This is a genomic window from Gordonia alkaliphila (genome assembly GCF_039542465.1).
Lineage (GTDB): Bacteria > Actinomycetota > Actinomycetes > Mycobacteriales > Mycobacteriaceae > Gordonia > Gordonia alkaliphila.
In genome coordinates this window covers 104,663-129,145 of the sequence record NZ_BAABIE010000013.1, presented here as the reverse complement: position 1 = coordinate 129,145, position 24,483 = coordinate 104,663, and the positions used below count along the sequence as shown (strand labels likewise).

Genomic DNA, 24,483 nt, shown 5'->3' with positions numbered 1-24,483 from the left:
CAACCGGCTCAAGCAGTGGCGTGGCATCGCGATGCGCTCAGACAAGCTCGCCCGCAACTACCGCGCCGGCATCTGCCTCGCCGCCACACTGATCTGGATCAAGACCGACTTGATCAACACGGCCTAGCCCTCCATCGGGGCCGCGTCGGGCGCGCGCGGCAGGTCTGCTGCTGACGCTGGTCGGGCTCGGACAGTTCTCGTGAGAGAATGGCGGCGAACCTTCGCCCCAAGGAGCAGTTACCATTTCCACCTTCGCCGACACGACGTTCACCGATCCTTCCCGGATTCGGAACTTCTGCATCATCGCGCACATCGACCACGGCAAGTCGACGCTGGCCGACCGCATGCTGCAGTTGACGGGCGTCGTCGCCGATCGCGACATGCGGGCCCAGTACCTCGACAAGATGGACATCGAGCGCGAGCGCGGCATCACGATCAAGGCGCAGAACGTGCGTCTGCCGTGGACCATCACCGAGGACGACGGCACCAAGACCGATTACGTCATCCACCTCATCGACACCCCCGGCCACGTCGACTTCACCTACGAGGTCTCGCGTGCCCTGGAGGCGTGCGAGGGTGCGATTCTGCTGGTCGACGCCGCACAGGGCATCGAGGCGCAGACGCTGGCAAACCTGTACCTGGCGATGGAGAACGACCTCACCATCATCCCGGTGCTCAACAAGATCGACCTGCCCGCGGCCGACCCGGAACGCTACGCCGCGGAGATCGCGCACATCGTCGGCTGCGAACCCGAGGACGTGCTGCGGGTGTCCGGCAAGACCGGCGTCGGCGTCCCCGAGCTGATCGACGCAGCGATCCGGCAGATCCCGGCCCCGGTCGGCGACCCGGACGGCCCCGCGCGCGCCATGATCTTCGACTCGGTCTACGACACCTACCGCGGCGTCGTGACCTACGTCCGTGTGGTCGACGGCAAGATCCTGCCGCGCGAGAAGATCGCGATGATGTCGACCGGCACCACCCACGAACTGCTCGAGGTGGGCATCGTCTCGCCCGAGTCCAAGGCATCGGCCGGTCTGGGCGTCGGCGAGGTGGGCTACCTCATCACCGGCGTGAAGGACGTGCGCCAGTCGAAGGTCGGTGACACCGTCACCACCGCCAGGGGCGGCGCTCCCGAGCCGCTCACCGGCTACCGCGAGCCGCAGCCGATGGTCTACTCGGGTCTGTACCCGCTGGACGGCTCGGACTACCCGGTGCTGCGCGAGGCGCTGGAGAAGCTGCAGCTCAACGACGCGGCGCTGACCTACGAGCCGGAGACGTCGGTGGCCCTGGGCTTCGGTTTCCGCTGCGGCTTCCTCGGACTGCTGCACATGGAGATCACCCGCGAGCGACTGGAGCGCGAGTTCGGCCTCGACCTGATCTCCACCGCCCCCAACGTGGTGTACCGCGTGGTGCTCGACGACGGTTCCGAGCGCATCGTCACCAACCCGTCGGACTGGCCGGAAGGTAAGACGCGCAGCATCTTCGAGCCGGTCGTCAAGACCACCGTGATCGCGCCGAGCGAGTTCATCGGCGCCATCATGGAGCTGTGCCAGTCGCGGCGCGGCGAACTCGGCGGCATGGACTATCTGTCCGAGACCCGCGTGGAGCTGCGCTACACGCTGCCGATGGCCGAGATCATCTTCGACTTCTTCGACGCGCTGAAGTCGCGCACCCGCGGCTACGCCAGCCTCGACTACGAGGAGGCCGGCGAGCAGGAAGCCGATCTGGTGAAGGTCGACATCCTGCTGCAGGGCGAAGCGGTGGACGCCTTCAGTGCGATCGTGCACAAGGACGCCGCCTACGCCTACGGCAACAAGATGGCGCTCAAGCTCAAGGATCTGATCCCGCGCCAGCAGTTCGAGGTGCCTATTCAGGCCGCGATCGGCGCGCGCATCATCGCCCGCGAGAACATCCGCGCCATCCGCAAGGACGTGCTCGCCAAGTGCTACGGCGGCGACATCAGCCGTAAACGCAAGCTGCTGGAGAAGCAGAAGGAAGGCAAGAAGCGGATGAAGACGATCGGCCGCGTCGACGTCCCGCAAGAGGCCTTCGTGGCGGCGCTGAGCACCGAAGCGGGCGACAAGCCGAAGGGCAAATAGTCCCCGACGCCGCGGTCCCCGTTCGAATGGCAGAGTGGGGCGTATGAGTGATTACGCCGCCTCGCCGGTGCTGGCCGACTCCGGACTCCCGTACGATCTGCCGGATTTCGCGCGGATCTCCGACGACGACTTCCTGCCCGCCTACGACCTCGCGCTGCCCGCGCACCTGGCCGAGGTGGCGGCCATCGCCAACGATCCGGAGCCGCCGACCTTCGCGAACACGATCGGCGCACTCGAAGCGTCGGGTCGTCTGCTGGCCCGCGCCAACGGCATCTTCTTCAACCTCGAAGGGGCCGACAGCAATCCGCAGCGCGCGCAGATCGCTCAAGAACTCGCGGTGCGCCTCACCGAGCACCACGCGGCGATCGCGATGAACCCGGCGCTGTTCGCACGCATCGAGGAGGTCTTCGCCCGTCGCGACGAGCTCGCGCTCAGCGAGCCGCAGCGGCGCCTGACCGAACGCAAGTATCGCGACGCGGTGCGTGCCGGGGCCGCGCTCGACGAAGCCGGGCAGGCCGAGATGCGCGCCATCGCGGCGCGGTTGGCCACGCTGACCACGGAGTTCTCCCAGAAGCTGCTCGACGACACCAATGCCTCCGCGGTGCAGGTGATCGATGTCGCCGACCTGGACGGACTGTCGGCCGGGGAGATCGCGGCGGCACGACGGGCCGCCGAGCAGGCGGGCGTCGACGGCCACCTGATCGCGTTGGAACTGCCCACCAGCCAGTCGTCGGTGGCCAAGCTGACGGTGCCCACGGTGCGCACCCGCGTCTTCCAGGCGTCGATCGACCGGTGTGCCCGCGGCAACGAGCACGACACGCGCGCCATGATTCTGGAGATCGTCGGGCTGCGGGCCCGGCGCGCGCAGCTGCTCGGCTACGCCAACCACGCGGAGTTCGTGATCGCCGAGGAGACCGCGCCGGATCCGGCGGCCGTCGCCGATCTGCTCCGCGACCTGGGGACGGCGGCGATGGCGGCATCCGAGCGCGAGCTGGCCCGGCTGACGCAGCGGCACGGCGCAGCGCTGCGCCCCGAGGACGTGACGTTCGCACTGGCCGCCGAACAGCGCGCCACAGCGGACGCACCGGGCGCGGCGGCGGCGGGCGGCGTCGACGAGTTCGAGCAGTACTGCGAGCTCGACGCCGTGCTGAACGACGGCGTGTTCGCCGCGGCCGGTGCGCTGTACGGCCTGGCGTTCACCGAGCGCCCCGACCTGCACGGCTACCACCCCGACGTGCGGGTGTGGGAGGTGTCCGACGCCGACGGCGCCGGGATCGGCCTGTTCGTCGGCGACTTCTTCGCCCGACCGTCCAAGCGCGGCGGCGCGTGGATGAACACGGTGGTGGACCAGTCCACGCAGCTCGAGACCCGGCCGATCGTGGTCAACGTCCTGAACCTGACCAAGCCGGAGGCGGGGGAGCCGTGCCTGCTGTCGTTGGACCAGCTGGTGACCGCCTTCCACGAGTTCGGGCACGCGGTGCACGGTCTGCTGTCGGCGGTGGAGTTCGTGTCGCAGTCGGGCACGTCGGTGCCACGGGACTTCGTCGAGTTCCCCTCGCAGGTCAACGAGATGTGGGCCCTCCACCCGGACGTCGTGACGCGGTACGCGCGGCACGCGGAGACCGGTGCACCCGCTCCCGCCGCACTGCTCGACGCGGTGCGGGCGGCGGGCGACGTCGACTCGGCGCACTCGACCATCGAATACCTCGCGGCCGCGGCCCTCGACCTCGCCTGGCATCGGCTCGGTGTCGACGAGGTTCCCGCCGACGTGCTCGCCTTCGAGGCGCAGGCGCTCGCCGATGCCGGTCTGGCGTCGCCACTGATCCCGCCGCGCTACCGAAGCAGCTATTTCAATCACATTTTCGGCGGCGGGTACTCGTCGGCGTACTACAGCTACATCTGGTCCGAGATCCTGGATGCCGAGACCGAGCAGTGGTTCCTGAAAAGCGGTGGGCTGCAACGGGAACTGGGCCTGGCCTTCGCCGATGCGGTGCTGTCGCGCGGCGACAGCGTCGACCCGGTGGCCGCGCACGCCGGGCTCCTGGGGCAGCCGGCGACGATCGAGCCGCTCCTGCGTCGGCGCGGGCTGGTCGCCGCGACCGAGTAGCCTGGTTTAAGTCAGCGTGGGATTAAGTGGACGGGCAAGGCGGAGGTGGCGGTGAGCGGTTTCCTGTCGTGGTGGGACGGCATCGAGGAATGGCTGACCGGACTGTCGTTCGTGCCGCAGCTGCTGGTGACGCTCGTCGTCCTGATCCCCCTGGCCACCGGAGTCGCCTGGGTCGTGAATCTCCTGGTCGTCTGGGTGTTTTCGCAGTTCGATCGGCGCGATGTGAGCGACGATCACGGAGTAGGGGTCTGACGCATGTTTCGTTCCAAAGTCACCTGGGCACTCGCCGGGCTGATGGTGCTGGTGCTGATCGCCTGGCTCTTGGCCTGACCTAGCACAAGGCAGCGGGTACGCCGGACCAGTGTGACGCCGCACTTCGTCGTTCGTTGAGCGACCCCGCGGCGGTTGCTAGCTTTTCCAGGTGTCCTCAATCGGTATGCGCCAGCGCCTTCGACAGGCGAGCGCCCTCGCCCTCGTCGTGACGCTGGCCGCGGTCCTGACCGCCTGCGGCGGCGGATCCACCGACACCCCCGGCGGCGTCGACATCTCGTCCGGTGACCGCCATGTGAACCTGGTGGCCTACGCGGTGCCCAAGACCGGCTACGACAGCGTGATCCCGGCGTTCCGGGAGACGCCGCAGGGCCACGGCATCGGCTTCTCTCAGTCGTACGGCGCCTCCGGCGACCAGTCGCGCAAGGTGGCGCGCGGACTGCCCGCGGACGTCGTGAACTTCTCCGTCGCCCCGGACATCACCCGCCTGGTGAAAGCCGGTGTGGTGGACCAGGATTGGGCGCAGCAGGCCCCCAACGACTCGGTGCCCTTCGGTTCCGTGGTGGCCCTCGTCGTCCGTGCGGGCAACCCGAAGAACATTCGCGACTGGTCCGACCTGCTGCAGCCGGGGATCTCGGTGGTGACGCCGAACCCGGGCAGCTCGGGCGCGGCCAAGTGGAACCTGCTGGCCCCGTACGCGGCGGCCAGCGCGGGCGGCACAAACCCCGCCGCCGGCCTCGACTACGTCCGCCAACTGGTCCGCGACCACGTGCAGGTGCTGCCCAAGTCGGGCCGCGAGGCGACCACCGCCTTCGAGCAGGGGCAGGGCGACGTGCTGATCAGCTACGAGAACGAGGCGATCATGCTGAGCCGCCACAACGCGAGCGCGCCCGCCGAGCAGCGCGTGGAGTACGTGCTCCCGCCGCAGACCTTCAAGATCGAGAATCCGGTGGCCGTGGTGAACACGTCGCAGGACAAGGCCGCCGCGCGCTCGTTCATCGACTTCCTGTTCACCTCGGAGGCCCAACGACTGTGGGCGCAGGCCGGTTTCCGGCCCGTCGATCCCGCGGTGATCGCCGAGACCGCCGGGCTGTTTCCGGGACACATCGACCGACTGTGGACGGTCGACGACCTCGGCGGCTGGCCGCTGATCGACACGACGCTGTTCGGCCCGAACGGCGCGATCAGCACGATCTACGACGAGGAGTCCCGCCGATGACGGTCGTCGAACACGCCGCGCCCGGCAGCGGGCGGCGCTGGCGCGCGGACAATCCGCTGACCCTCGGCGTCGCCGGGCTGTGGCTGACGGTGATCGTGCTGCTGCCGCTGATCGCGATCGGCTCGAATGCCTTCGACGACGGCTGGTCCGGCTTCTGGGACGCGGTGACCGCGCAGGGCGCGCTCGACACGCTGCGGATCACCGTGCTGATGTCGGTGGTGGTGGCCCTGATCAACGTGCTCTTCGGAACCATCATCGCCTGGGTCCTGGTGCGCGACGACTTCTGGGGCAAGGGCTTCGTCAACGCGATCATCGACCTGCCCTTCGCGCTGCCGACCATCGTGGCGTCGCTGGTGCTGCTGTCGCTGTACGGGCCCAACAGCCCGATCGACGTCCACCTGGCCGCCACCCAGCCCGGCGTGGTGATCGCGCTGACCTTCGTCACGCTGCCGTTCGTGGTGCGCCAAGTGCAGCCGGTGCTGATGGAGATCGACCGCGACGTGGAGGAGGCCGCGGCCGTCCTCGGCGCGGGCAACGGCGTCATCTTCCGTCGCATCGTGCTTCCGGCGCTGGCGCCGTCGATCCTGACCGGCATGGGCCTGGCCTTCACCCGGGCCATCGGCGAGTTCGGCTCAGTGGTGCTGATCGGCGGCAACATTCCGGACAAGACGCAGGTGGCCTCGCAGTACATCCAGCAGCAGATCGAGGTGGACCAGCCGGTCGCCGCCGCGGCCGTGTCGGTGGTGCTGCTCGCGATCGCCTTCATCGTGCTGCTGTTGCTCCGAGTGGCCGGCCGCACCCAGCAGCGTCGTGAGGAGGCTTCCGCATGATCGTCTCGCGCTGGACCAAGTACGGGCTCCGCACCGTCGCCCTGGTCTACCTGACCATCCTGCTGGTGATCCCGGTGGGCCTGATCTTCTGGCGCTCCTTCGAACCGGGCCTCGGCCAGTTCTGGGAGTGGATCACCACGCCGGCGGCCATCTCGGCGCTGCAACTGTCACTGATCATCGTGGCGATCGTGGTGCCGCTCAACGTCGTCTTCGGTGTGCTGACCGCCCTCGCGCTGGCCCGCGGCCGATTCCGCGGCAAGGGCCTGATGCAGGCGGTGGTGGATCTGCCGTTCGCGGTGTCGCCGGTGGTCGCCGGCGTCGCGCTGATCGCGCTGTGGGGGAGCCAGGGCTGGTTCGGCGGGATCGAGTCGCTCGGCTTCCGGGTGATCTTCGGGGTGCCCGGCATGGTGCTGGCGACGCTGTTCGTGACGCTTCCGTTCGTGGTCCGCGAGGTGGAGCCGGTGCTCCACGAGATCGGCACCGAACAGGAGGAGGCGGCCGCGACGCTGGGCGCCAGCGCCTGGCAGACCTTCTGGCGGATCACGCTGCCCGCCATCCGGTGGGGCCTCACCTACGGCGTGGTGCTCACCATCGCGCGGTCGCTCGGCGAATACGGCGCGGTGACCATGGTGTCGTCGAACATGCCGGGGGTGTCCCAGACGCTGACGCTGCTGGTGCATTCGCGGTACACCGACGACTACAACGAGTACGGCGCCTACGCCGCGGCCACCCTGCTGATGATGGTGGCGATCGCCGCCCTGGTGATCATGACGCTCATCGAGCGACGCTCCCGCGGCCGCGTGGTGGACGCCGGTGCACTGATGGCGCCGGAGGCGATCGTCGAGGCCTCGTTGCCCGACGACGAGGCCGTCGACCACACTGATGACGAACGCCCCGTGGGCGAGAAGAGGTAGTCGTGTCCATCTCAGTTCGAGGCGCCAACAAGCACTACGGAGACTTCGCCGCGCTCGACGACGTCTCGATCGACATCCCGGCGGGATCGTTGACCTCACTGCTGGGCCCGTCCGGGTCGGGCAAGTCGACGCTGCTGCGCGCCATCGCCGGCCTGGACGGGCTGGACTCGGGGACCATCGAGATCAACGGGCGCGACGTCTCCACGGCCTCGCCGCAGCAGCGCGACATCGGCTTCGTCTTCCAGCACTACGCGGCGTTCAAGCACATGACCGTGCGCGAGAACATCGCCTTCGGGCTCAAGATCCGCAAGCGGCCGAAGGCGGAGATCGACAAGAAGGTCGAGGAGCTGCTCGAGATCGTCGGCCTCGGGTTCGTCCAGAAGCGGTATCCCGCACAGCTGTCCGGCGGTCAACGCCAGCGCATGGCGCTGGCGCGCGCCCTCGCGGTGGATCCGCAGGTGCTGCTGCTCGACGAGCCGTTCGGCGCCCTCGATGCCAAGGTGCGCGACGATCTGCGCCGCTGGCTGCGTCAGCTGCACGCCGAGATGCACGTCACCACCGTCCTGGTGACGCACGACCAGCAGGAGGCGCTCGACGTCAGCGACCGCATCGCGGTGCTGAACAAGGGGCGGATCGAGCAGGTGGGCACGCCCGACGACCTGTACGACCGGCCGGACAACGTCTTCGTCGCCTCGTTCCTGGGCTCGGTGTCCCGCCTGAACGGACAGCTGGTGCGCCCGCACGACATCCGCATCGCGCGCACCCCGGAGATGACCTATCCGCCGACCGACGTCGCGCTCGACACCGGCGTGGTCCGCGCGTCCATCAAGCGCGTCGTGAACCTGGGTTTCGAGACGCGCATCGAACTGATCGCCGCGAACACCGGCGAGGAGTTCATCGCGCAGATCACCCGCGGCGACCAGAACGCCATGGAACTGGAGGCCGGGCAGACGGTGTACGCCCGCGCCACCGCGGTCCCGCATCTGGCCGCGGACTGAGTTCGGGGTCGGTCGCCGCCGCCCGTCGCAGCAGGCGAGCCGTTGGCCGCAGATCCAACTGATGACTGGTGTGGCACGTAGTGCCACGGCTACTGTGATGAGGGATACCTTCTCGCCTCGCTCACAGAGAGAATCACGCCGATGACTCAGCCCGCCCGCTCCGGACTCAACACCGCACTCACCCCCCTCCACTTCCTGGAGCGAGCCGCACAGGTGCACCCGAACAAGCTGGCGGTGATCGACGGCGGTCGTCGTCTGACCTACGGTGAGCTGGCCGCCGACGTGCAGCAGCTGGCCAGTGCGCTGCAGGCGTCCGGCGTGACGCCCGGCGATCGCGTCACCTACCTCGCGAGCAACTCGCTGGAACTGCTCGAGGCGCACTTCGCGGTGCCGCTGATCGGCGGCGTGCTCGTCGCGGTCAACACCCGCCTCGCCCCCGAGGAGATCCGCTACATCTGCGACCACTCGCAGTCGGTGCTGCTGGTCGGCGAAGGCCCGCTGCTCGCCGCGCTGAACGACGTGACCTTCGAGAGCGTGCGCGAGATCGTGGAGACCCCGAGCCAGGACGGCGAGTACGAGGGCATCGCGGTCCGCTACGACGAACTGGTGGCCCGCGGCAGCGCCGACGCGACCTTCGCCTGGGAGGTCGACGACGAGGACACCGTCATCTCGATCAACTACACCTCCGGCACCACCGGCCGGCCCAAGGGCGTGATGTACACCCACCGCGGCGCGTACCTCGGCTCGCTGGGCAACATGGTGACCCAGAAGTTCTCCATCGACACCAACTACCTGTGGACTCTGCCGATGTTCCACTGCAACGGCTGGTGCGGACCGTGGGCCGTGACCGCGGCCGCCGGCACCCACGTCTGCCTGCGTGCGGTGCGCGGCGACGACATGTGGCGCCTCATCGACACCGAGAACATCAACCAGATGTCCGGCGCCCCGACCGTGTTGAGCACGCTGGCGACCGCGCCGGAGGCGCACCGCATGGAGAGGCCGATGGCGATCGCCACCGCAGGCGCCCCGCCCAGCCCCACCATCATCAAGGCGATCCACTACCTCGGCATCGAGATCATCCACGTCTACGGCCTCACCGAGACCTACGGTCCGTACGCGGTGTGCGAACCCGATCCCAGCTGGTCGTCGCTGTCGGCCGACGAACTGTCGGTCCGCATGTCCCGCCAGGGCGTCGGTATGCTGACCGCTGATCGTCTGCGAGTGGTGCTCCCCGACCTGCAGGACGGCGAGCTCGTCGACGTCGCCGCCGACGGCGTCCAGATGGGCGAGATCGTGATGCGCGGCAACGTCGTGATGAAGGGCTACCTCGACGATCCCGAGCGCACCGACGAAGCCTTCGAAGGCGGCTGGTTCCACTCCGGCGACCTCGGCGTGATGCACCCGGACGGCTACGTCCAGCTGCTCGACCGCGCCAAGGACGTGGTGATCTCCGGCGGCGAGAACATCTCCACCATCGAGGTGGAGCAGGCCGTGGTGAGCCACCCGGACGTGCTCGACGTCGCCGTGATCGGCGTGCCCGACGACAAGTGGGGCGAGCGCCCCAAGGCCTACGTGGTGATCGCCGACGGCTCCGCTCTCACCGAGGCCGACGTGATCGCCCACGTCAAGACCAAGATCGCGTCGTACAAGGCGCCGCGCGAGGTGGAGTTCCTGGCCGAACTGCCCAAGACGTCGACCGGCAAGATCCGCAAGAACGAGCTGCGCGACGAGGCCTGGGGCGACACCCGCACCCGTATCCAGGGCTGATCGTCGCTGAATCGCGCGTCACTTCGGATCCGCGCACTCTGCCGAGTGCGCAGATCCGAAGTGGCGCGCGTTCTGCTTAGGTGCCGGGCGCGGGGGAGTGACGCAGGGAGCGCAGCAGCGGGAGGCCGAAGGCCACCGAGGCCACCAGCGCGCCCAGGGAGAACCACGCCAGGGAGCTGTACCCGGCCTGCTGGGCGAGGAACGACGGCACGATGGCGCCGATGATCGCGCCGGCGGCGACCCCGCTGTTGAACAGGCCCATGGCGGCGCCCTCGCCGCCGGGGGCGATGTCGGCGGCGAGCAGCGTCGCACCCATGTACTGCGCCGGGTACAGACTGGCGATGGTGACCAGGCACAGGCTGCCGAGGACGGCGCCGACCTCGCCGCGCTCGAAGGTGGCCAGGGAGAGCACCAGGAACGCGCACAAGGTGCCGACGATGCCGATGCCGAGCACGCGCGCCGAGCCCCAGCGTCGCGCGAGCGTGCCGCACACCGGATACAGCACGGCGCCGATGGCCGAACCGATCAGGAAGACCAGCGACGTGGTGCTCGGATCGATGTCGAAGGTCTCGTGCAGGATCAGCGGGACCACGTTGTAGAAGGTCATCAGGCCGATCATCGCGAACAGCCAGCAGCCGAGGAACACGCCGAACCGGCTGAGCAGCAGGGAGCGCAGATCGGCGTCGATGCGGGCCCGTCGGGTCTCGCCGGGCTCCGGGGCGGGCGGCGTGTGCGCGATCCTCGGGAGGTGGATCCAGCCCAGGAAGGTGCCGACCAGCATCAGGACGCCGACCACGATCCAGCCGGTCTCCAGTCGGTGCGCGAAGAAGATCGCCACGCCCAGGCCGAGGACCTGTCCGGCACCGAACGCCAGCCGCAGCCATCCCATGCGCGACGGCCACTCCTGTTTCGGGCGGCCTTCGACGATGAACATGCTGGCCGTGGTCTGTGCGGCGCCGGCCGAGGCGCCGACCAGCAGCATGCAGAGAAACATCGCCCATGTCATGCCGGCGAAGGCGAACAGCACGGAACCGGCCGCGGCCGTGGGGAAACTGGCCAGGAAGACCAGCCGCTGCGTTCCGGTGCGGTCGGCGACGGAGCCGAAGAACGGCGCCATCAGCATGCCGAGGTAGAAGCCGGCCACCACGAGGCCGACGGCGATCGGCCCCTCGGCCGTGACGCTCAGCGGGAGCAGGACGGGAACGATGCCGCTGACCACCAGGCCGACCATCGCGTAGCCGCCGAACCACGGCGCCAGATAGCCTGCTCGCCGCCAGGAACGCAAGGCTGAATGGGTGCCCGGCGGGGGCGGGGAAGTGTGATTCACCGCTACATTCTGGACGACGCCCAGCCGGAGAAGTCGGACAATCGCCCCACTCCGCGGCCCTCCACGGAGGACTGGACCAGGCGGGTGATCGCCGAGATCAGCGCGGGATGATCGGCGAGGGGTCCGGCCACCAGGGAGCCCGGAGCGATCTCGTCGAGCTGCCGTTCAACGCGTTCGGTGAGCAGGCCCGCGGACAGGAACAGCGGGGACGCCGCGATCCGTTGCGCGCCGCGTGCGGTCAGAGCGTCGACGGCCGCGCGCACCACGGCGCCCTCGGTCCCGAGCCGGGTGGCGAAGACCGTCTCCACCGGGACGCCGAGCACCGCAGACAGTTCGCGACCGCGTTCGACGATCGACGCGTCCGAGCCCGGATCCGAGGAGCCGACGGCGTACATCAGCACGCCGTCGCCGGCCCGGAGTCCGGCCTCGGCGAGGCGGTCGATCAGGGCGGGCACCGGGGAGTAGCGGCCGAGCACCGGGGTCGCGGCGGGGCGCAGACGCGGGCTCTGCTCGACGGCGCGCGCCAGGAGCGCAGGCAGATCCACGTTCGAGTGGAAACCGTCGCCGAACAGCAGCGGGACCACCGTGACCGCGCCGTGGAGCCCGGCCAGGACGTCGTCGAGCAGCGGCTCGTTGAGGTCGAGGTAGGCCAGGTCCACGTGCGCGTCCGGCAGGGCCCGCCGAGTGGCGGCGGCCACGCGCCCGGCCGTCGCGGCGAACCGCGGGTCCCGGCTGCCGTGCGCCGCCAGCACTACCTGCGCAGCAGACGACATCAGCTCAGATTGAGGCTGGTCAGCACGTCGCCGACCAGGCCCGCACCCAGGGTGTTGCCGCCGGCCGGGTCGATCAGCAGGAAGCTGCCGGTCTCCCGGTTCACCCGGTAGTCGTCGGCCGCGATCGGCTCGGCGGTGGTCAGCGAGATCCGGCCGATCCGGTTGAGCTCCACCGACTCCGGCGCGTCGACCAGGGCGAGGTCCTGTTCGTCGAACAGCATCTCGAGGCCGCCGATGATCACCGGGGTGGTCTTGGTGCCGTGCTTGAGCAGCAGGCGGGCGCCCGCGCGCAGCGGCTTGTCGCCGAGCCAGCAGACGGTGGCGGTGAACTGTTGGACCGGTTCCGGGGCGTCGACGGCGGCGGCGATCAGATCGCCGCGGGAGACGTCGATGTCGTCGGCCAGCAGCAGCGTGACGCTGCGGCCGGTGTGCGCGGTCGCGAGCTCGCCGTCGGGGGTGTCGATGGTGACCACGCGGGAACGCTGACCGGACGGCTGCACCACGATCTCGTCGCCCACCGACACGCGGCCGGCGGCGATCTGCCCGGCGTAGCCGCGGTAATCGGGGTACTCGGGGGTGCGCGGACGGATCACGTACTGCACCGGGAAGCGCAGACCCACCTCGCGGCGATCCGGCTGATTCGGCACCGATTCCAGGTGCTCGATCAGCGTGGGGCCGCTGTAGTATGGGGTGTTCTCGCTGCGGCGGGCGATGTTGTCGCCGTGCAGGGCCGAGACCGGGATGGGCAGCACCTGATCGTCGGCGTAGCCGAGCGACCGGGTGATCTCGCCGAACTGCTCGGTGATCTCGGCGAAGACGGCCGCCGGGTCGTCGACCAGGTCGATCTTGTTCACGGCCAGCACCAGGCGGGGCACCCCGAGCAGCGCCATCACGGCGGCATGCCGCCGCGTCTGGGCGACGATGCCGTTGCGGGCGTCCACCAGCAGGATCACCAGCTGGGCGGTGGACGCGCCGGAGACGGTGTTGCGGGTGTACTGCACGTGTCCCGGCGTGTCGGCCAGCACGAAGCTGCGCGCCGGGGTGGCGAAGTACCGGTAGGCGACGTCGATGGTGATGCCCTGCTCGCGTTCGGCGCGCAGGCCGTCGACCAGCAACGACAGGTCGGGGGTGTCCATGCCGCGATCCACCGACGCCTTGGTGACGGCGTCGATCTGATCGGCGAGCACCGACTTGGTGTCGAACAGGAGGCGTCCGACGAGGGTGGACTTGCCGTCGTCGACGCTGCCCGCAGTCGCGATGCGCAGCAGGTCGGCGCCGGTCGCGGTGGCGGGGGAGTCGAGGGTGGGGGTGCTCATCAGAAGTATCCTTCGCGCTTGCGGTCTTCCATGGCGGCTTCCGAGACGCGGTCGTCGCCGCGGGTGGCGCCGCGTTCGGTGAGGCGGGAGGCGGCGACCTCGGCGAGGACCGCTTCGTTGTCGCGGGCTTCCGACAGCACCGCGCCGGTGGTGGAGCCGTCGCCGACGGTGCGGTACCGCACCGTGCGGGTCTCGACCGTCTCGTCCTCGCGGGGACCGCCCCACGAGCCCTCGGTCATCCACATGCCGTCGCGCTGGTACACCTCGCGCTCGTGGGCGTAGTACAGCGGTGCCAGCAGCACCTGCTCGCGAGCGATGTACCGCCAGATGTCGAGCTCGGTCCAGTTGCTCAGCGGGAACACGCGTACGTGCTCGCCCGGCGCGTGCCGCCCGTTGTAGAGATTCCACAGTTCCGGGCGCTGGCGCTTCGGGTCCCACTGGCCGAAGGCGTTGCGCAGCGAGAAGATCCGCTCCTTGGCGCGGGCCCGCTCCTCGTCGCGACGTGCGCCGCCGAAGACCGCGTCGAAGCGGTTCTCGGCGATGCCGTCGAGCAGCGGGATGGTCTGCAGCGGATTCCGGATGCCGTCCGGGCGCTCGGCCAGGCGGCCGTCGGCCAGGTAGTCCTCCACCTTCGCCACGTGCAGGCGCAGGTTGTGGCGCTCGACGATCTCGTCGCGGAACTCGATGATCTCCGGGAGATTGTGGCCGGTGTCCACGTGCAGCAGCGCGAAGGGCAGCGGCGCCGGCCAGAAGGCCTTCAGCGCCAGGTGCAGCAGCACCGTGGAGTCCTTGCCGCCGGAGAACAGGATCACCGGGCGCTCGAATTCGCCGGCCACCTCGCGGAAGATGTGGATGGCCTCGGACTCGAGGGCGTCGAGGGTGGTGAAATCGTCCCGCTCGACGGGCACCGGCCGTGCGGTCTCGGCGGCGGTGATGTCGGTGTCGTTGATGATGCTCATGAGGCGTGCAACCCGCATTCTGTTTTGGCGCTGCCGGCCCAACGGCCGCTGCGCGGATCGGCTCCGGCGGCTGGTTTGACGGTGCACGGTGCGCACCCGATCGACGGATAGCCGTCGTCGACCAACGGATTCACCAGGACTCCGTGGGCGTCGATGTAGTTCTGGAACTGCTCGTCGGTCCAGGCCGCGAGCGGATTGATCTTGACCAGGCCGAACCCCTCGTCGAACGAGATGAGGGGAGCGTTGGCACGGGTGGGCGCCTCGACGCGGCGGATCCCGGTGACCCAGGCGCGGTACGGTGCGAGCGCCGCCTTCAGCGGAACCACCTTGCGCAGACGGCAGCATTCGGCCGGGTTCGTGGCGAACAGGTCCTTGCCGAGCGCGGAATCCTGTTGCGCCGGAGTCTGATCCGGCTGCACGTTCACCAGGTCGAGGTCGTAGATGTCGACGACGGCGTCCCGGGTGCCGAGGGTCTCGACGAAGTGGTAGCCGGTGTCGAGGAACAGCACCTTGAGCTTGTCGTGGTCGACGGCGGCCGGCTCGATCGCCTTGCTGGCGACGTCGACCAGCACGGCGTCCTGCATGTTGGCGGCGATCAGGAAGTCGCTGCCGAAGGTGGCGGCGGTCCACGCCAGCAGGTCCTCGGCGGTGGCGTCCGGGCCGAGGTCGGCGGCGCCGGTCTCGGCGATCTCGCGCAGTGCGGCGAGGTCTTTGGCGGTGGTGGTCATTGCTACTGCCCCCCCCTTACTGCAGTTGGGCGTCGTCGGCGCGGACGGCCCACTCGGCGAAGCGTTCGCCCTCGTGGCGTCCATCGATGAAGTTGCGCACGAGGCGTTCGATGTACGTAGTGGCGTCGTCGGCGAGGATCTTGTGCTGGCGCAGCTTGCGGCCGAACCCGCTGTCGAAGCCGAGGGAGCCGCCCAGGTGCACCTGGAAGCCCTCGACGGCGTTGCCGTCGGCGTCGTTGATCAGCTGACCCTTGAGACCGATGTCGGCCACCTGCACGCGGGCGCAGGAGTTGGGGCAGCCGTTGAAGTTGATGGTGATCGGCACGTCGAGCTGCTCGTTCAACTCGGCCAGGCGGGACTCCATCTCCGGCACCAGCGCCTGCGAGCGGCTGCGGGTCTCGGTGAAGCTGAGCTTGCAGAACTCCAGGCCGGTGCAGGCGATCAGGTTGCGGCGCCACCGGGACGGACGCGACGTGAGGCCGACGGCCTCCAGGTCGGCGTCCAGGCCGGCCAACTTGTCGTCGTCGACGTTGACGATCACCAGCTTCTGGTACGGCGTGAAGCGCACCGAATCGCTGCCGGCGCGCTCGGCGGCGTCGGCGAGGGCGAACAGCACCGTGTCCGACAGTCGGCCGGACACGGCCGAGAAGCCCACGGCGTTGCGGCCGTCGACCTGCTTGGTGACGCCGACGTGGTCGATCGGGTGCGTCGGCGGCACCGGGGCCGGGCCGTCGAGCAGGGGACGCTCGAGGTACTCCTGCGCGAGGACCTCGCGGAACTTCTCCGGGCCCCAGTCCTTGATCAGGAATTTCAGGCGCGCCTTGGAGCGCAGGCGGCGGTAACCGTAGTCGCGGAAGATGGCGATCACGCCCTCCCACACGTCGGGCACCTCGTCGAGCGGGATCCACGCGCCCAGGCGCTGCGCGAACATCGGGTTGGTGGACAGTCCGCCGCCCACCCAGAGGTCGAAGCCCGGACCGTGTTCGGGATGCTCGACGCCGACGAACGAGACGTCGTTGATCTCGTGCACCACGTCCTGCTGGCCGGAGATCGCGGTCTTGAACTTGCGCGGCAGGTTGGAGTACTCGGGGTTGCCGATGTAGCGGCGCTTGATTTCCTCGATCGCGGGGGTCGCGTCGATCACCTCGTCGGCCGACAGCCCGGCCAGCGGCGAGCCGAGCATGCCGCGCGGGCAATCGCCGCACGCCTCGGTGGTCTGCAGGCCGACTTCTTCCAGGCGACGCCAGATCTCCGGCACGTCCTCGATCCGAATCCAGTGGTACTGCAGGTTCTGGCGGTCGGAGATGTCGGCGGTGCCGCGCGCGAAGTCGCGGGAGATGCCGGCCAACGTGCGCACCTGGTCGAGGGTGAGCTGACCGCCGTCGGTGCGGACCCGCATCATGAAATACGGGGCCTCGAGGTAGTCGATGTTGTCGTCGTGCGTGTGCGTGCCGTCGTACCCTTCGGCGCGCTGGGTGTACAGGCCCATCCAGCGGAAACGGCCTCGCAGGTCGGCCTTGTCGATCCCGTCGAAGCCGACCTTCGAGTAGGTGTCGATGATCCGGGCCCGGACGTTGAGCGGGTTGTCGTCCTTCTTGATCTGCTCGTTCGGGTTCAGGGGCTCGCGGTAGCCGAGCGCCCACTGGCCCTCGGTGGCCTTCTTCCGCGGCGCCCTCTTGCGCGGCGCGGGCGCGGCGACAGCGGGTTCGTCGGTCAGCGGGGCGGGGGTGGTCAGAGTCATGGTTCTCCTCGCGCATCGAGGGTGCGATGCGCCACGGGGGCTGGCGGAAATGCGAAGGGATCAGCGCTGCGACAGGTGCCGCGGGGCGTCCGGAAAGACGTACGGAATCGACGAACGGGGGAGAGTCAGGCTCGACACGATGCGCTGTCGCAGCGCATGAGGTCGATGTGCCGCCGTGCGATGAGGCGGACTCCCGTCGTGGTCATGCCGACCATGGTGGCACGGGCGGGGGCCGTTCGGCTAGTCCGCGGGCCAATTATCTGCACCATGATTTTAACTTCGCGCCGCGGTGGTGAGCCATGATGGAGGCATGAGTCTGCGTGTGCCCCCGACGGTGTTGCCCAGTGATGCGGCGGCTCGTCTGACCGCCGTGGACCCGGAGCGGCCGCTGAGTCTGTACCTGCATGTGCCGTTCTGCGCGACGCGCTGCGGCTACTGCGACTTCAACACCTATACCGCCGGTGAGCTGGGCTCTTCGAGCTCCCCGGAGTCGTGGGCGCAGGCGGTGCGCCGGGAACTGGACGCCGCGGCCGCACTGCTCGCGCCGGACCGACCGGTACAGACGGTGTTCGTCGGCGGCGGCACGCCGTCGCTGCTGGGCGCGGACGGTCTGGCCGATCTCCTCGGGGCCGTCCGGAACTCCTTCGAACTGGCGCCCGGCGCCGAGGTGACCACCGAGTCCAATCCGGAGTCGACGTCGCCGGAGTTCTTCGCCGGTCTCGCCGACGCCGGGTTCACGCGGATCTCGCTCGGGATGCAGTCCGCCGCGCCGCACGTGTTGCGGATCCTGGATCGACGGCACACGCCGGGCCGGGCGCTCGCGGCGGCGCGGGAGGCGGCCGAGGCCGGCTTCGCGCACGTGAACCTCGACCTCATCTACGGCACGCCGGGGGAGACCGACGACGACCTGGCCGCCTCGCTCGACGCGGTGCTGTCGGTGCCGGTGGACCACGTGTCGGCGTATGCGCTGATCGTCGAAGACGGCACGGCCTTTGCGCGGAAGGTGCGCCGCGGCGAGGTCCCGATGCCCGACGACGACGTCCTGGCCGCGCGCTACGAACAGATCGACGCGCGCCTGTCCGCGGCCGGACTGCAGTGGTACGAAGTGTCGAATTGGGCTGCGGCGGAAGCGGATTCGATTCCGACGGAGACGGCCTGCCGACACAACGAGGCCTACTGGCGCAGTGACGACTGGTGGGGCATCGGTCCGGGCGCGCACTCGCACGTGAACGGCGTGCGGTGGTGGAACCAGAAGCACCCCGCCACCTACGCCGACTCGCTGACCGCCGGGGCGCTGCCGGTGGGCGGCTACGAGATCCTGACCGACGAGGACGCGCACACCGAGACGGTGATGCTGCGGCTGCGCATGCGGTCCGGACTGCCCGCCGACGAACTGTCCGCGGAGGAGACCGAACGGGCGGGGCGGGCGGTCGACAGCGGACTGTTGACCCTGCGCGATGCCGCCTACGTCCTCACCGACCGCGGTCGGCTGCTGGCCGACGGCGTGATCCGCGACATCCTCGTCGACTGAGCGGCGTCACTCGCCGGCGCGGTGGGCGCCGCGGCCGACGCGCCGCGGATTCACCGGACGGGCGAGTACCGGGGCCAACTGGTCGGTGCTCTCCATCGGGGTCGCGAGAGCCGGATCGGCGTCGAGGTCGAGGAGTCGCGCGTGGATGATCGTGCGATTCCGCAGGGCGGACCGGACGGCGCGGTGCAGCCCGTCCTCCAGGTACAGCTCGCCGCGGTACTGCACCACGTGGGCGAACAGGTCGCCGTAGAAGGTGCTGTCCTCGGACAACAGCTTGTCCAGCGCGAGGACGGTGGTCACCGTGGTGAGTTGATCCAGGCGGAATTGGCGCGGCGGAATCTGCGCCCACTCCCGCGTCGACAGGCGCTGTTCCGGATACGGCCGACCCTCCCGCACGCCCTTGAAGATCATCGTTTCCCAGTTCTTCCTGTCGAACTACTAGAATTGAGGGGACACCATCGCACGATGGTTCCGATCCACCATATGCACAAGACCCTTCAGGAGGCGCCCGAGTGTCGAGCACAGACGACCGCCGCTTCGAGATCTTGCGCGCGATCGTGACCGACTTCGTCGCCACGCAGGAGCCGATCGCCTCCAAGGCTCTGGTCGACCGGCACCAGCTCGGCGTCTCCAGCGCCACCGTCCGCAACGACATGGCGGTCCTCGAGGCCGAGGGCCTGATCATCCAGCCGCACACCAGTTCCGGGCGGGTGCCGACGGATAAGGGCTACCGGCTCTTCGTCGACCGCATTCACGACGTGAAGCCGCTGTCGAAGCCGGAACGTCGCGCCATCCTGTCGTTCCTCGATCACGCCGTCGACCTCGACGACGTGCTGCGCCGCTCGGTGAAACTGCTCGCCGAACTCACCCAGCAGGTGGCGGTGATCCAGTACCCGGTGCTGTCGACCGCGCGCGTGCGCCACCTCGAAGTGGTCGCGCTGACGCCGCAGCGACTGCTGCTGGTGGTCATCACCGACACCGGCCGGGTGGAGCAGCGCATGGTGACGCTGCGCGAACCGCTGGCCGACGAGTCGCTGGCGCAGGTGCGGAACCTGTTCGGCGGTGCGCTCGACGGGAAGCGGCTGGACGAGGCGACCGCGGAGGTCTCCGCCCTCACCGAGGACTCGCCCTCGGAACTGCAGCGCCCCATCCTGGAGATCGCGACGGTCCTGATCGAGACGCTGGTGGAGCGGCCGGAGGATCGGCTGGTGCTCGGCGGGACGTCGAACCTGGCGCGCAGCGCGGGCGACTTCGCACTGGCGAGCAGTGGAATGGACACGGTGCTCGAAGCGTTGGAAGAGCAGGTTGTGGTCTTGCGTCTGTTGGCGCATGCCCGCGAGAACGACAGCGTCACCGTGCAGATCGGTGAAGAAACGCTGGTGGAAGACCTGCGCGGCACCTCCGTGGTGTCGACCGGGTACGGTGCTTCGGGCACCGTTTTCGGCGGCGTGGGTGTGGTCGGGCCGACTCGGATGGACTATCCGGGCACCATGGCTTCGGTCGCGGCGGTGGCGCGATACGTCGGCGAAGTGCTCGCCGGCCGCTAGTTGGAAGTAAGTAAAGGACTGTCTGCACGTGGCTCGTGATTACTACGGCATTCTCGGTGTGTCCCGGGATGCCTCCGACCAAGATCTCAAGCGCGCCTATCGGCGTCTGGCCCGGGAACTGCACCCCGATGTGAACCCGGACGAGGAAGAGCGGTTCAAAGAGGTCACGACCGCCTACGAGGTGCTCAGCGATCCGCAGAAGCGCAGCATCGTCGACGCCGGCGGCGATCCGCTGTCCTCGGGCATGGGCGGTTTCGGTGGCGGCGGCGGTGGCGACTTCGGCGGCCTCGGCGACATCTTCAACACTTTTTTCGGGGGCGGCGGCGGTGGCTTCGGCGGCAGCCGTGGGCCGCGTGGCCGCGTCCGCCCCGGTGAGCCCGCGCTAGTCGGACTGACGCTCGATCTCGACGAGATCGCTGCGGGCGCCGACCGCGAGATCACCGTCGACACCGCGGTCCTGTGCGAGCTCTGCGAGGGCGCGGGCACCCGCGACAACTCCCGACCGGTGACTTGCGGCACCTGCAGGGGCCAGGGCGAGATCCAGTCCGTGCAGCGGTCCTTCCTGGGCCAGGTCATGTCGGTGCGCGAATGCCCGGAGTGCCACGGCGCGGGCGAAGTGATCCCCGATCCGTGCACCAAGTGCGGCGGCGACGGCCGCGTCCGCGCCCGCCGCACCCTGACCGTGAAGATCCCGGCCGGCGTGGAGCAGGGCATGCGCGTCCGGTTGGCCGGGCAGGGTGAGGTGGGCCCCGGCGGCGGGCCCGCGGGCGACCTGTACGTGGAGATCAGCGAGAAGCCGAACGACGTCTTCATCCGCGACAAGGACGACCTGCACTGCACCCTCCGGGTGCCGATGGTCGACGCCGCGCTCGGCTCGGAGATCGAGGTGGACACCGTTCTCGGCAGTACCGCGAAGATCACCATCGAGCCCGGCACCCAGCCCGGCACCGTCGTGACCGTGAAGAGCCGCGGCCTGCCGCACCTGAACACCGGTCTGCGCGGTCACCTGCACGCCCACCTGGAAGTGGTGGTGCCGAGCAAGGTCGACAGCACGCAGGCGGACCTGCTGCGCAGCCTCCGGGACAGCACCGACGACTCGGTGGAACTGGTCACCGCCGGATCCAAGGGGGCAGGCAAGGACGGACTGTTCTCCCGCCTCCGCAACGCGTTCGCAGGCCGATGAGCCCGCCGGTCTTCTGGGTCGACGAGGTGCCGCGCGCTGGAGAGAGCGTGCTGGTCACCGGCCCGGAAGGCCGCCATGCGGTGACCGTGACCCGGCTGAAGGTCGGGGAGTCGGTGGTACTCGGCGACGGTCGCGGCACCACGGTGGCGGGTACCGTCAGCGAAGTGAGCGGCAAAGATCGGCTCACCGTGCGTGCCGGTCAGGTCGAGTTCGTCGCGCGACCCACGCCCATCGTCACCATCGTGCAGGCACTGCCGAAGGCCGAACGCTCCGAGCTGGCCGTCGACCTGATGACCGAGGCCGGAGTGGACGTGATCGTGCCCTGGCAGGCCGCGCGCAGCATCGCCCGCTGGTCCGGGGTGAAGGCCGCCAAGGGCGTCGAGAAGTGGCGCACCGTCGCGGCCACCGCCGCCAAACAGGCCCGCCGCCCGTGGATTCCCGAGGTGCGGGAACTGTCGACCACCATCGACGTCCGGGAGCTGTGCGGGCGGGTGCACGCCGCCGGCGGCGTGGTGGCGATGCTGCACGAGGACGGCGCCACCCCGTTCGGCGCCGTCGACTTCCGCGGTGCGCCCGAAGTGGTGCTGGTGATCGGACCCGAAGGCGGCCTCACCGACGAGGAAGTGGCCGACCTGTCCGCGCTGGGCGCCCGCTCGGTGGTGCTCGGCCCGGAAGTGCTGCGCACCGCGGCGGCCGGGGCGGTGGCGCTCGGTGCGCTCGGCGCGGTGACCGACCGGTGGGCACGTCGACGATGAAGCGTCGCAAGATCGCCTACGGTGAGCACGCGTCCCAGTTCGGCCACCTGTACCTGCCCGACGTCGAAGCCGGCGAATGCGTACCGCTCGTGGTGATGATCCACGGCGGCTCGTGGTCCACCGAGTTCGGTCTCACCATCGCAGGCGCCGTCTCCCGCGATCTCGCGAAGCGTGGCGCGGTGGTCTGGAACATCGAGTACCGCCGGGTCGAAGAGGGCGGCGGCTGGCCGCAGACCGGACAGGACGTCCTCGCCGCGCTGCGCCTGCTCGACGGCCCGATCACCGAGGAGCTCGCGTTGGCGGGCATCACCGTCGACCGGCAGCACGTCGCCGTCGTGGGCCACTCGGCCGGCGGTCAGTTGGCCGTCTGGGCGGTGGCGAATCTCGGCGCGCGCACCGAGCGGTACCGGATCACCACGGTGATCCCGCAGTCGGCGGTGCTCGACCTCACGATTCCCGGTCTCCACGACAAGCCGTCCGTGGTGCGCTTCCTCGGCACCTCCTACGACGAGGCGCCGCAGCGCTTCGCCGCCGCCTCCCCGGCGCAGGCTCCGGTGGTCGACGCGCTGATCGCGGTGGTGCACACCACCGAGGATCGCGCGGTGCCGGTGGAGTTGAGCAGGCACTACGTCGAGGTGATGCGCGAGCGCGGGCAGCGCGTGACGCTGGCCGAGGTGCCCGGCGACCACGCGGCCTTCCTGGATCTGTCCAGCCGCGCGCACCGACAGACCCTGCGGGAGCTCGGCCTCTGACCACGTCGCGCCCCGACTCGTCGGGCTAGGATCAAAGCAACCACCAGTGATTTTTCAGGAGTGAATACCTTAGTGAGCGACGACGACCGGCCCGGCCGCCCGGTGACTTCGAGCATGGAGATCGGCCAGCAGGAGATGCTCGGCCTGCTGGGTCCCGCGGACGTCAACCTGCGGACGCTGGAATCGCAGCTGCCTGCGTCGATCCATGTGCGTGGCGACCGACTCTCCCTGAGCGGTCCGTCGGCCGAGGTGGCCGCCTCCGAGCGGGTGATCGCCGAACTGCTGGCGCTGGTGCGCACCGGCACCGAACTGACGCCCGACCTGGTGCGGCAATCGATGTCCATCATCTCCGACGACGAGGTGGAGGCGACGCCCGCGCAGGTGCTCAGCCTGGACATCATCGCGCGCCGCGGTCGCGCGATCCGGCCCAAGACCCTGAATCAGAAGCGGTACGTGGACGCGATCGACGCGAACACCATCGTCTTCGGACTCGGCCCGGCCGGTACCGGCAAGACCTATCTCGCCATGGCCAAGGCCGTGCAGGCGCTGCAGCGCAAAGAGGTCAGCCGCATCATCCTGACCCGCCCGGCGGTGGAGGCCGGCGAGCGTCTCGGCTTCCTGCCCGGCTCGCTGAGCGAGAAGATCGATCCCTATCTGCGGCCGCTGTACGACGCGCTGCACGACATGATGGATCCGGAAGCCATCCCCAAGCTGATGGAGGCCGGGGTGATCGAGGTGGCGCCGCTGGCCTACATGCGCGGTCGCACCCTCAACGACGCGTTCATCATCCTCGACGAGGCGCAGAACACCACGGGCGAGCAGATGAAGATGTTCCTCACCCGCCTCGGTTTCGGCGCCAAAATGGTGGTCACCGGCGACACCACACAGGTGGACCTGCCCGGCGGCAAGCAGAGCGGTCTGCGGACCGCCACCCGGATTCTCGACGGTATCGACGACATCTACTTCGCCGAACTGACGAGTGCCGATGTGGTGCGGCATCGGTTGGTGGCCGACATCGTCGACGCCTACGGCCGCGCCGAAGAAGGCGACGTGCTCGCGGGTAACCGCGCCCAGCGTCGTGCCCAGGGCGGACAGACAGGTCGTCGTCGATGAGTATCGAATTGTTCAACGAGTCCGGCATGGATGCGCCGGAAGGCCAGATCATCGAGGTGGCGCGGTTCGCGCTCGGTGCGATGGACGTGCACCGCGCCGCGGAACTGTCGATCCAGTTGGTCGATAACGACACCATGGCCGACCTGCACATGCAGTGGATGGACCTGCCCGGTCCCACCGACGTGATGAGCTTCCCGATGGACGAGCTCACCCCCGGCGGCCGTCCGGACGCCGACGAACCCGGACCGGCCATGCTCGGCGACATCGTGCTGTGTCCCGAGTTCGCGGCCGAACAGGCCAAGACGCAGCGGCACAGTTACGAACACGAACTCGCGGTGCTGACCGTGCACGGCGTGCTCCACCTCCTCGGCTTCGATCACGCCGAGCCGGAGGAGGAGAAGGAGATGTTCGGTCTGCAGAACCGGATCCTGGCCGACTGGTACGACGCCCGGGAGGTGCGGGCGCGCACCGAGCGTCAGGCGGAGAAGGACGCGCGGCTGATGCGCAACATCGGTTTCGATGCCACCGGCGACTCCGCCGACGGCCGCTGACGC

General features: G+C 69.2%; 22 protein-coding genes. 15 read left to right on the top strand and 7 right to left on the bottom strand.

From position 1 onward, the window contains the following. The first annotated feature begins 242 nt into the window (after window positions 1-242). The 8 genes from lepA (at window position 243) to ABD989_RS14195 (ending at window position 10,204) form a co-directional block, all read left to right on the top strand. Window positions 243-2,099 carry a translation elongation factor 4 gene (gene lepA, locus ABD989_RS14230; protein ID WP_345313983.1) on the top strand — a complete coding sequence of 619 codons (1,857 nt, stop codon included), beginning with the start codon at window positions 243-245 and terminating at the stop codon, window positions 2,097-2,099. 43 nt (window positions 2,100-2,142) lie between these two features. After that, window positions 2,143-4,206, top strand: coding sequence for a M3 family metallopeptidase (locus tag ABD989_RS14225; protein WP_345313978.1), 2,064 nt, complete (start codon window positions 2,143-2,145; stop codon window positions 4,204-4,206). A 51-nt stretch (window positions 4,207-4,257) separates the two neighbouring features. Further along, on the top strand, window positions 4,258-4,458 hold the full coding sequence (locus tag ABD989_RS14220; RefSeq protein WP_246991165.1) for a hypothetical protein: 201 nt from the start codon (window positions 4,258-4,260) through the stop codon (window positions 4,456-4,458). Between the two features lie 184 nt (window positions 4,459-4,642). Then, window positions 4,643-5,695: a sulfate ABC transporter substrate-binding protein gene (locus ABD989_RS14215; RefSeq protein WP_345313982.1), complete on the top strand. Its 1,053-nt coding sequence runs from the start codon at window positions 4,643-4,645 to the stop codon at window positions 5,693-5,695. Next, the gene (gene cysT, locus ABD989_RS14210; protein WP_246991162.1) at window positions 5,692-6,525 is read left to right on the top strand and encodes a sulfate ABC transporter permease subunit CysT; all 834 of its coding nucleotides are present in this window, start codon (window positions 5,692-5,694) and stop codon (window positions 6,523-6,525) included. The genes ABD989_RS14215 and cysT overlap by 4 nt, the downstream gene beginning before the upstream one ends. Then, entirely contained in the window at window positions 6,522-7,439 is a 918-nt protein-coding gene (cysW, locus tag ABD989_RS14205; protein WP_345313977.1) for a sulfate ABC transporter permease subunit CysW, read from the top strand. Before cysT ends, cysW begins: the two co-directional genes overlap by 4 nt. A 2-nt stretch (window positions 7,440-7,441) precedes the next feature. Beyond that, on the top strand, window positions 7,442-8,437 hold the full coding sequence (locus tag ABD989_RS14200) for a sulfate/molybdate ABC transporter ATP-binding protein (protein WP_345313976.1): 996 nt from the start codon (window positions 7,442-7,444) through the stop codon (window positions 8,435-8,437). Between the two features lie 141 nt (window positions 8,438-8,578). After that, window positions 8,579-10,204, top strand: coding sequence for an AMP-binding protein (locus tag ABD989_RS14195; protein ID WP_246991155.1), 1,626 nt, complete (start codon window positions 8,579-8,581; stop codon window positions 10,202-10,204). Window positions 10,205-10,280: 76 nt separating this feature from the next. On the opposite strand, the gene ABD989_RS14190 is transcribed toward ABD989_RS14195, so the two are convergent. Genes ABD989_RS14190 through ABD989_RS14165 form a run of 6 tightly spaced genes read right to left on the bottom strand, consistent with a single transcriptional unit; the run spans window position 10,281 to window position 17,048 of the window. Beyond that, entirely contained in the window at window positions 10,281-11,531 is a 1,251-nt protein-coding gene (locus ABD989_RS14190) for an MFS transporter (RefSeq protein WP_345313975.1), read from the bottom strand. 2 nt (window positions 11,532-11,533) lie between these two features. Next, window positions 11,534-12,304, bottom strand: a complete 771-nt coding sequence (locus ABD989_RS14185; protein WP_345313974.1) for a sirohydrochlorin chelatase — start codon at window positions 12,302-12,304, stop codon at window positions 11,534-11,536. Further along, window positions 12,304-13,620, bottom strand: a complete 1,317-nt coding sequence (locus tag ABD989_RS14180; protein WP_345313973.1) for a sulfate adenylyltransferase subunit 1 — start codon at window positions 13,618-13,620, stop codon at window positions 12,304-12,306. Before ABD989_RS14180 ends, ABD989_RS14185 begins: the two co-directional genes overlap by 1 nt. Then, complete coding sequence (cysD, locus tag ABD989_RS14175; protein WP_246991144.1) at window positions 13,620-14,579, bottom strand: sulfate adenylyltransferase subunit CysD; 960 nt, start codon at window positions 14,577-14,579, stop codon at window positions 13,620-13,622. The genes ABD989_RS14180 and cysD overlap by 1 nt, the downstream gene beginning before the upstream one ends. Next, window positions 14,576-15,307: a phosphoadenylyl-sulfate reductase gene (locus ABD989_RS14170; RefSeq protein WP_246991142.1), complete on the bottom strand. Its 732-nt coding sequence runs from the start codon at window positions 15,305-15,307 to the stop codon at window positions 14,576-14,578. The genes cysD and ABD989_RS14170 overlap by 4 nt, the downstream gene beginning before the upstream one ends. A 16-nt stretch (window positions 15,308-15,323) precedes the next feature. Next, entirely contained in the window at window positions 15,324-17,048 is a 1,725-nt protein-coding gene (locus tag ABD989_RS14165; RefSeq protein WP_345313972.1) for a nitrite/sulfite reductase, read from the bottom strand. Window positions 17,049-17,358: 310 nt separating this feature from the next. Here ABD989_RS14165 and hemW point away from each other — a divergent pair, with 310 nt between their 5' ends. After that, the gene (hemW, locus tag ABD989_RS14160; RefSeq protein WP_345313971.1) at window positions 17,359-18,579 is read left to right on the top strand and encodes a radical SAM family heme chaperone HemW; all 1,221 of its coding nucleotides are present in this window, start codon (window positions 17,359-17,361) and stop codon (window positions 18,577-18,579) included. A gap of 6 nt (window positions 18,580-18,585) precedes the next feature. On the opposite strand, the gene ABD989_RS14155 is transcribed toward hemW, so the two are convergent. After that, window positions 18,586-18,990, bottom strand: a complete 405-nt coding sequence (locus ABD989_RS14155; protein ID WP_345313970.1) for a type II toxin-antitoxin system VapB family antitoxin — start codon at window positions 18,988-18,990, stop codon at window positions 18,586-18,588. A 101-nt stretch (window positions 18,991-19,091) separates the two neighbouring features. Between ABD989_RS14155 and hrcA the strand changes: the two genes are divergently transcribed. The 6 genes from hrcA (at window position 19,092) to ybeY (ending at window position 24,480) form a co-directional block, all read left to right on the top strand. After that, window positions 19,092-20,126 (top strand): heat-inducible transcriptional repressor HrcA, encoded by a 1,035-nt coding sequence (gene hrcA / locus ABD989_RS14150; protein WP_345313969.1) that lies wholly within the window; start codon window positions 19,092-19,094, stop codon window positions 20,124-20,126. A 28-nt stretch (window positions 20,127-20,154) separates the two neighbouring features. Next, window positions 20,155-21,309, top strand: a complete 1,155-nt coding sequence (gene dnaJ / locus ABD989_RS14145; protein WP_345313968.1) for a molecular chaperone DnaJ — start codon at window positions 20,155-20,157, stop codon at window positions 21,307-21,309. After that, a complete protein-coding gene (locus ABD989_RS14140; protein ID WP_246991125.1) occupies window positions 21,306-22,064 on the top strand; it encodes a 16S rRNA (uracil(1498)-N(3))-methyltransferase in 759 nt (252 codons plus the stop codon). The genes dnaJ and ABD989_RS14140 overlap by 4 nt, the downstream gene beginning before the upstream one ends. Continuing rightward, on the top strand, window positions 22,046-22,816 hold the full coding sequence (locus tag ABD989_RS14135; RefSeq protein ID WP_308221313.1) for an alpha/beta hydrolase family protein: 771 nt from the start codon (window positions 22,046-22,048) through the stop codon (window positions 22,814-22,816). The genes ABD989_RS14140 and ABD989_RS14135 overlap by 19 nt, the downstream gene beginning before the upstream one ends. Window positions 22,817-22,930: 114 nt before the next feature. Further along, on the top strand, window positions 22,931-23,929 hold the full coding sequence (locus ABD989_RS14130) for a PhoH family protein (RefSeq protein ID WP_345313981.1): 999 nt from the start codon (window positions 22,931-22,933) through the stop codon (window positions 23,927-23,929). After that, window positions 23,926-24,480 (top strand): rRNA maturation RNase YbeY, encoded by a 555-nt coding sequence (ybeY, locus tag ABD989_RS14125; protein WP_345313967.1) that lies wholly within the window; start codon window positions 23,926-23,928, stop codon window positions 24,478-24,480. Before ABD989_RS14130 ends, ybeY begins: the two co-directional genes overlap by 4 nt. The last annotated feature ends 3 nt before the right edge of the window (window positions 24,481-24,483 follow it).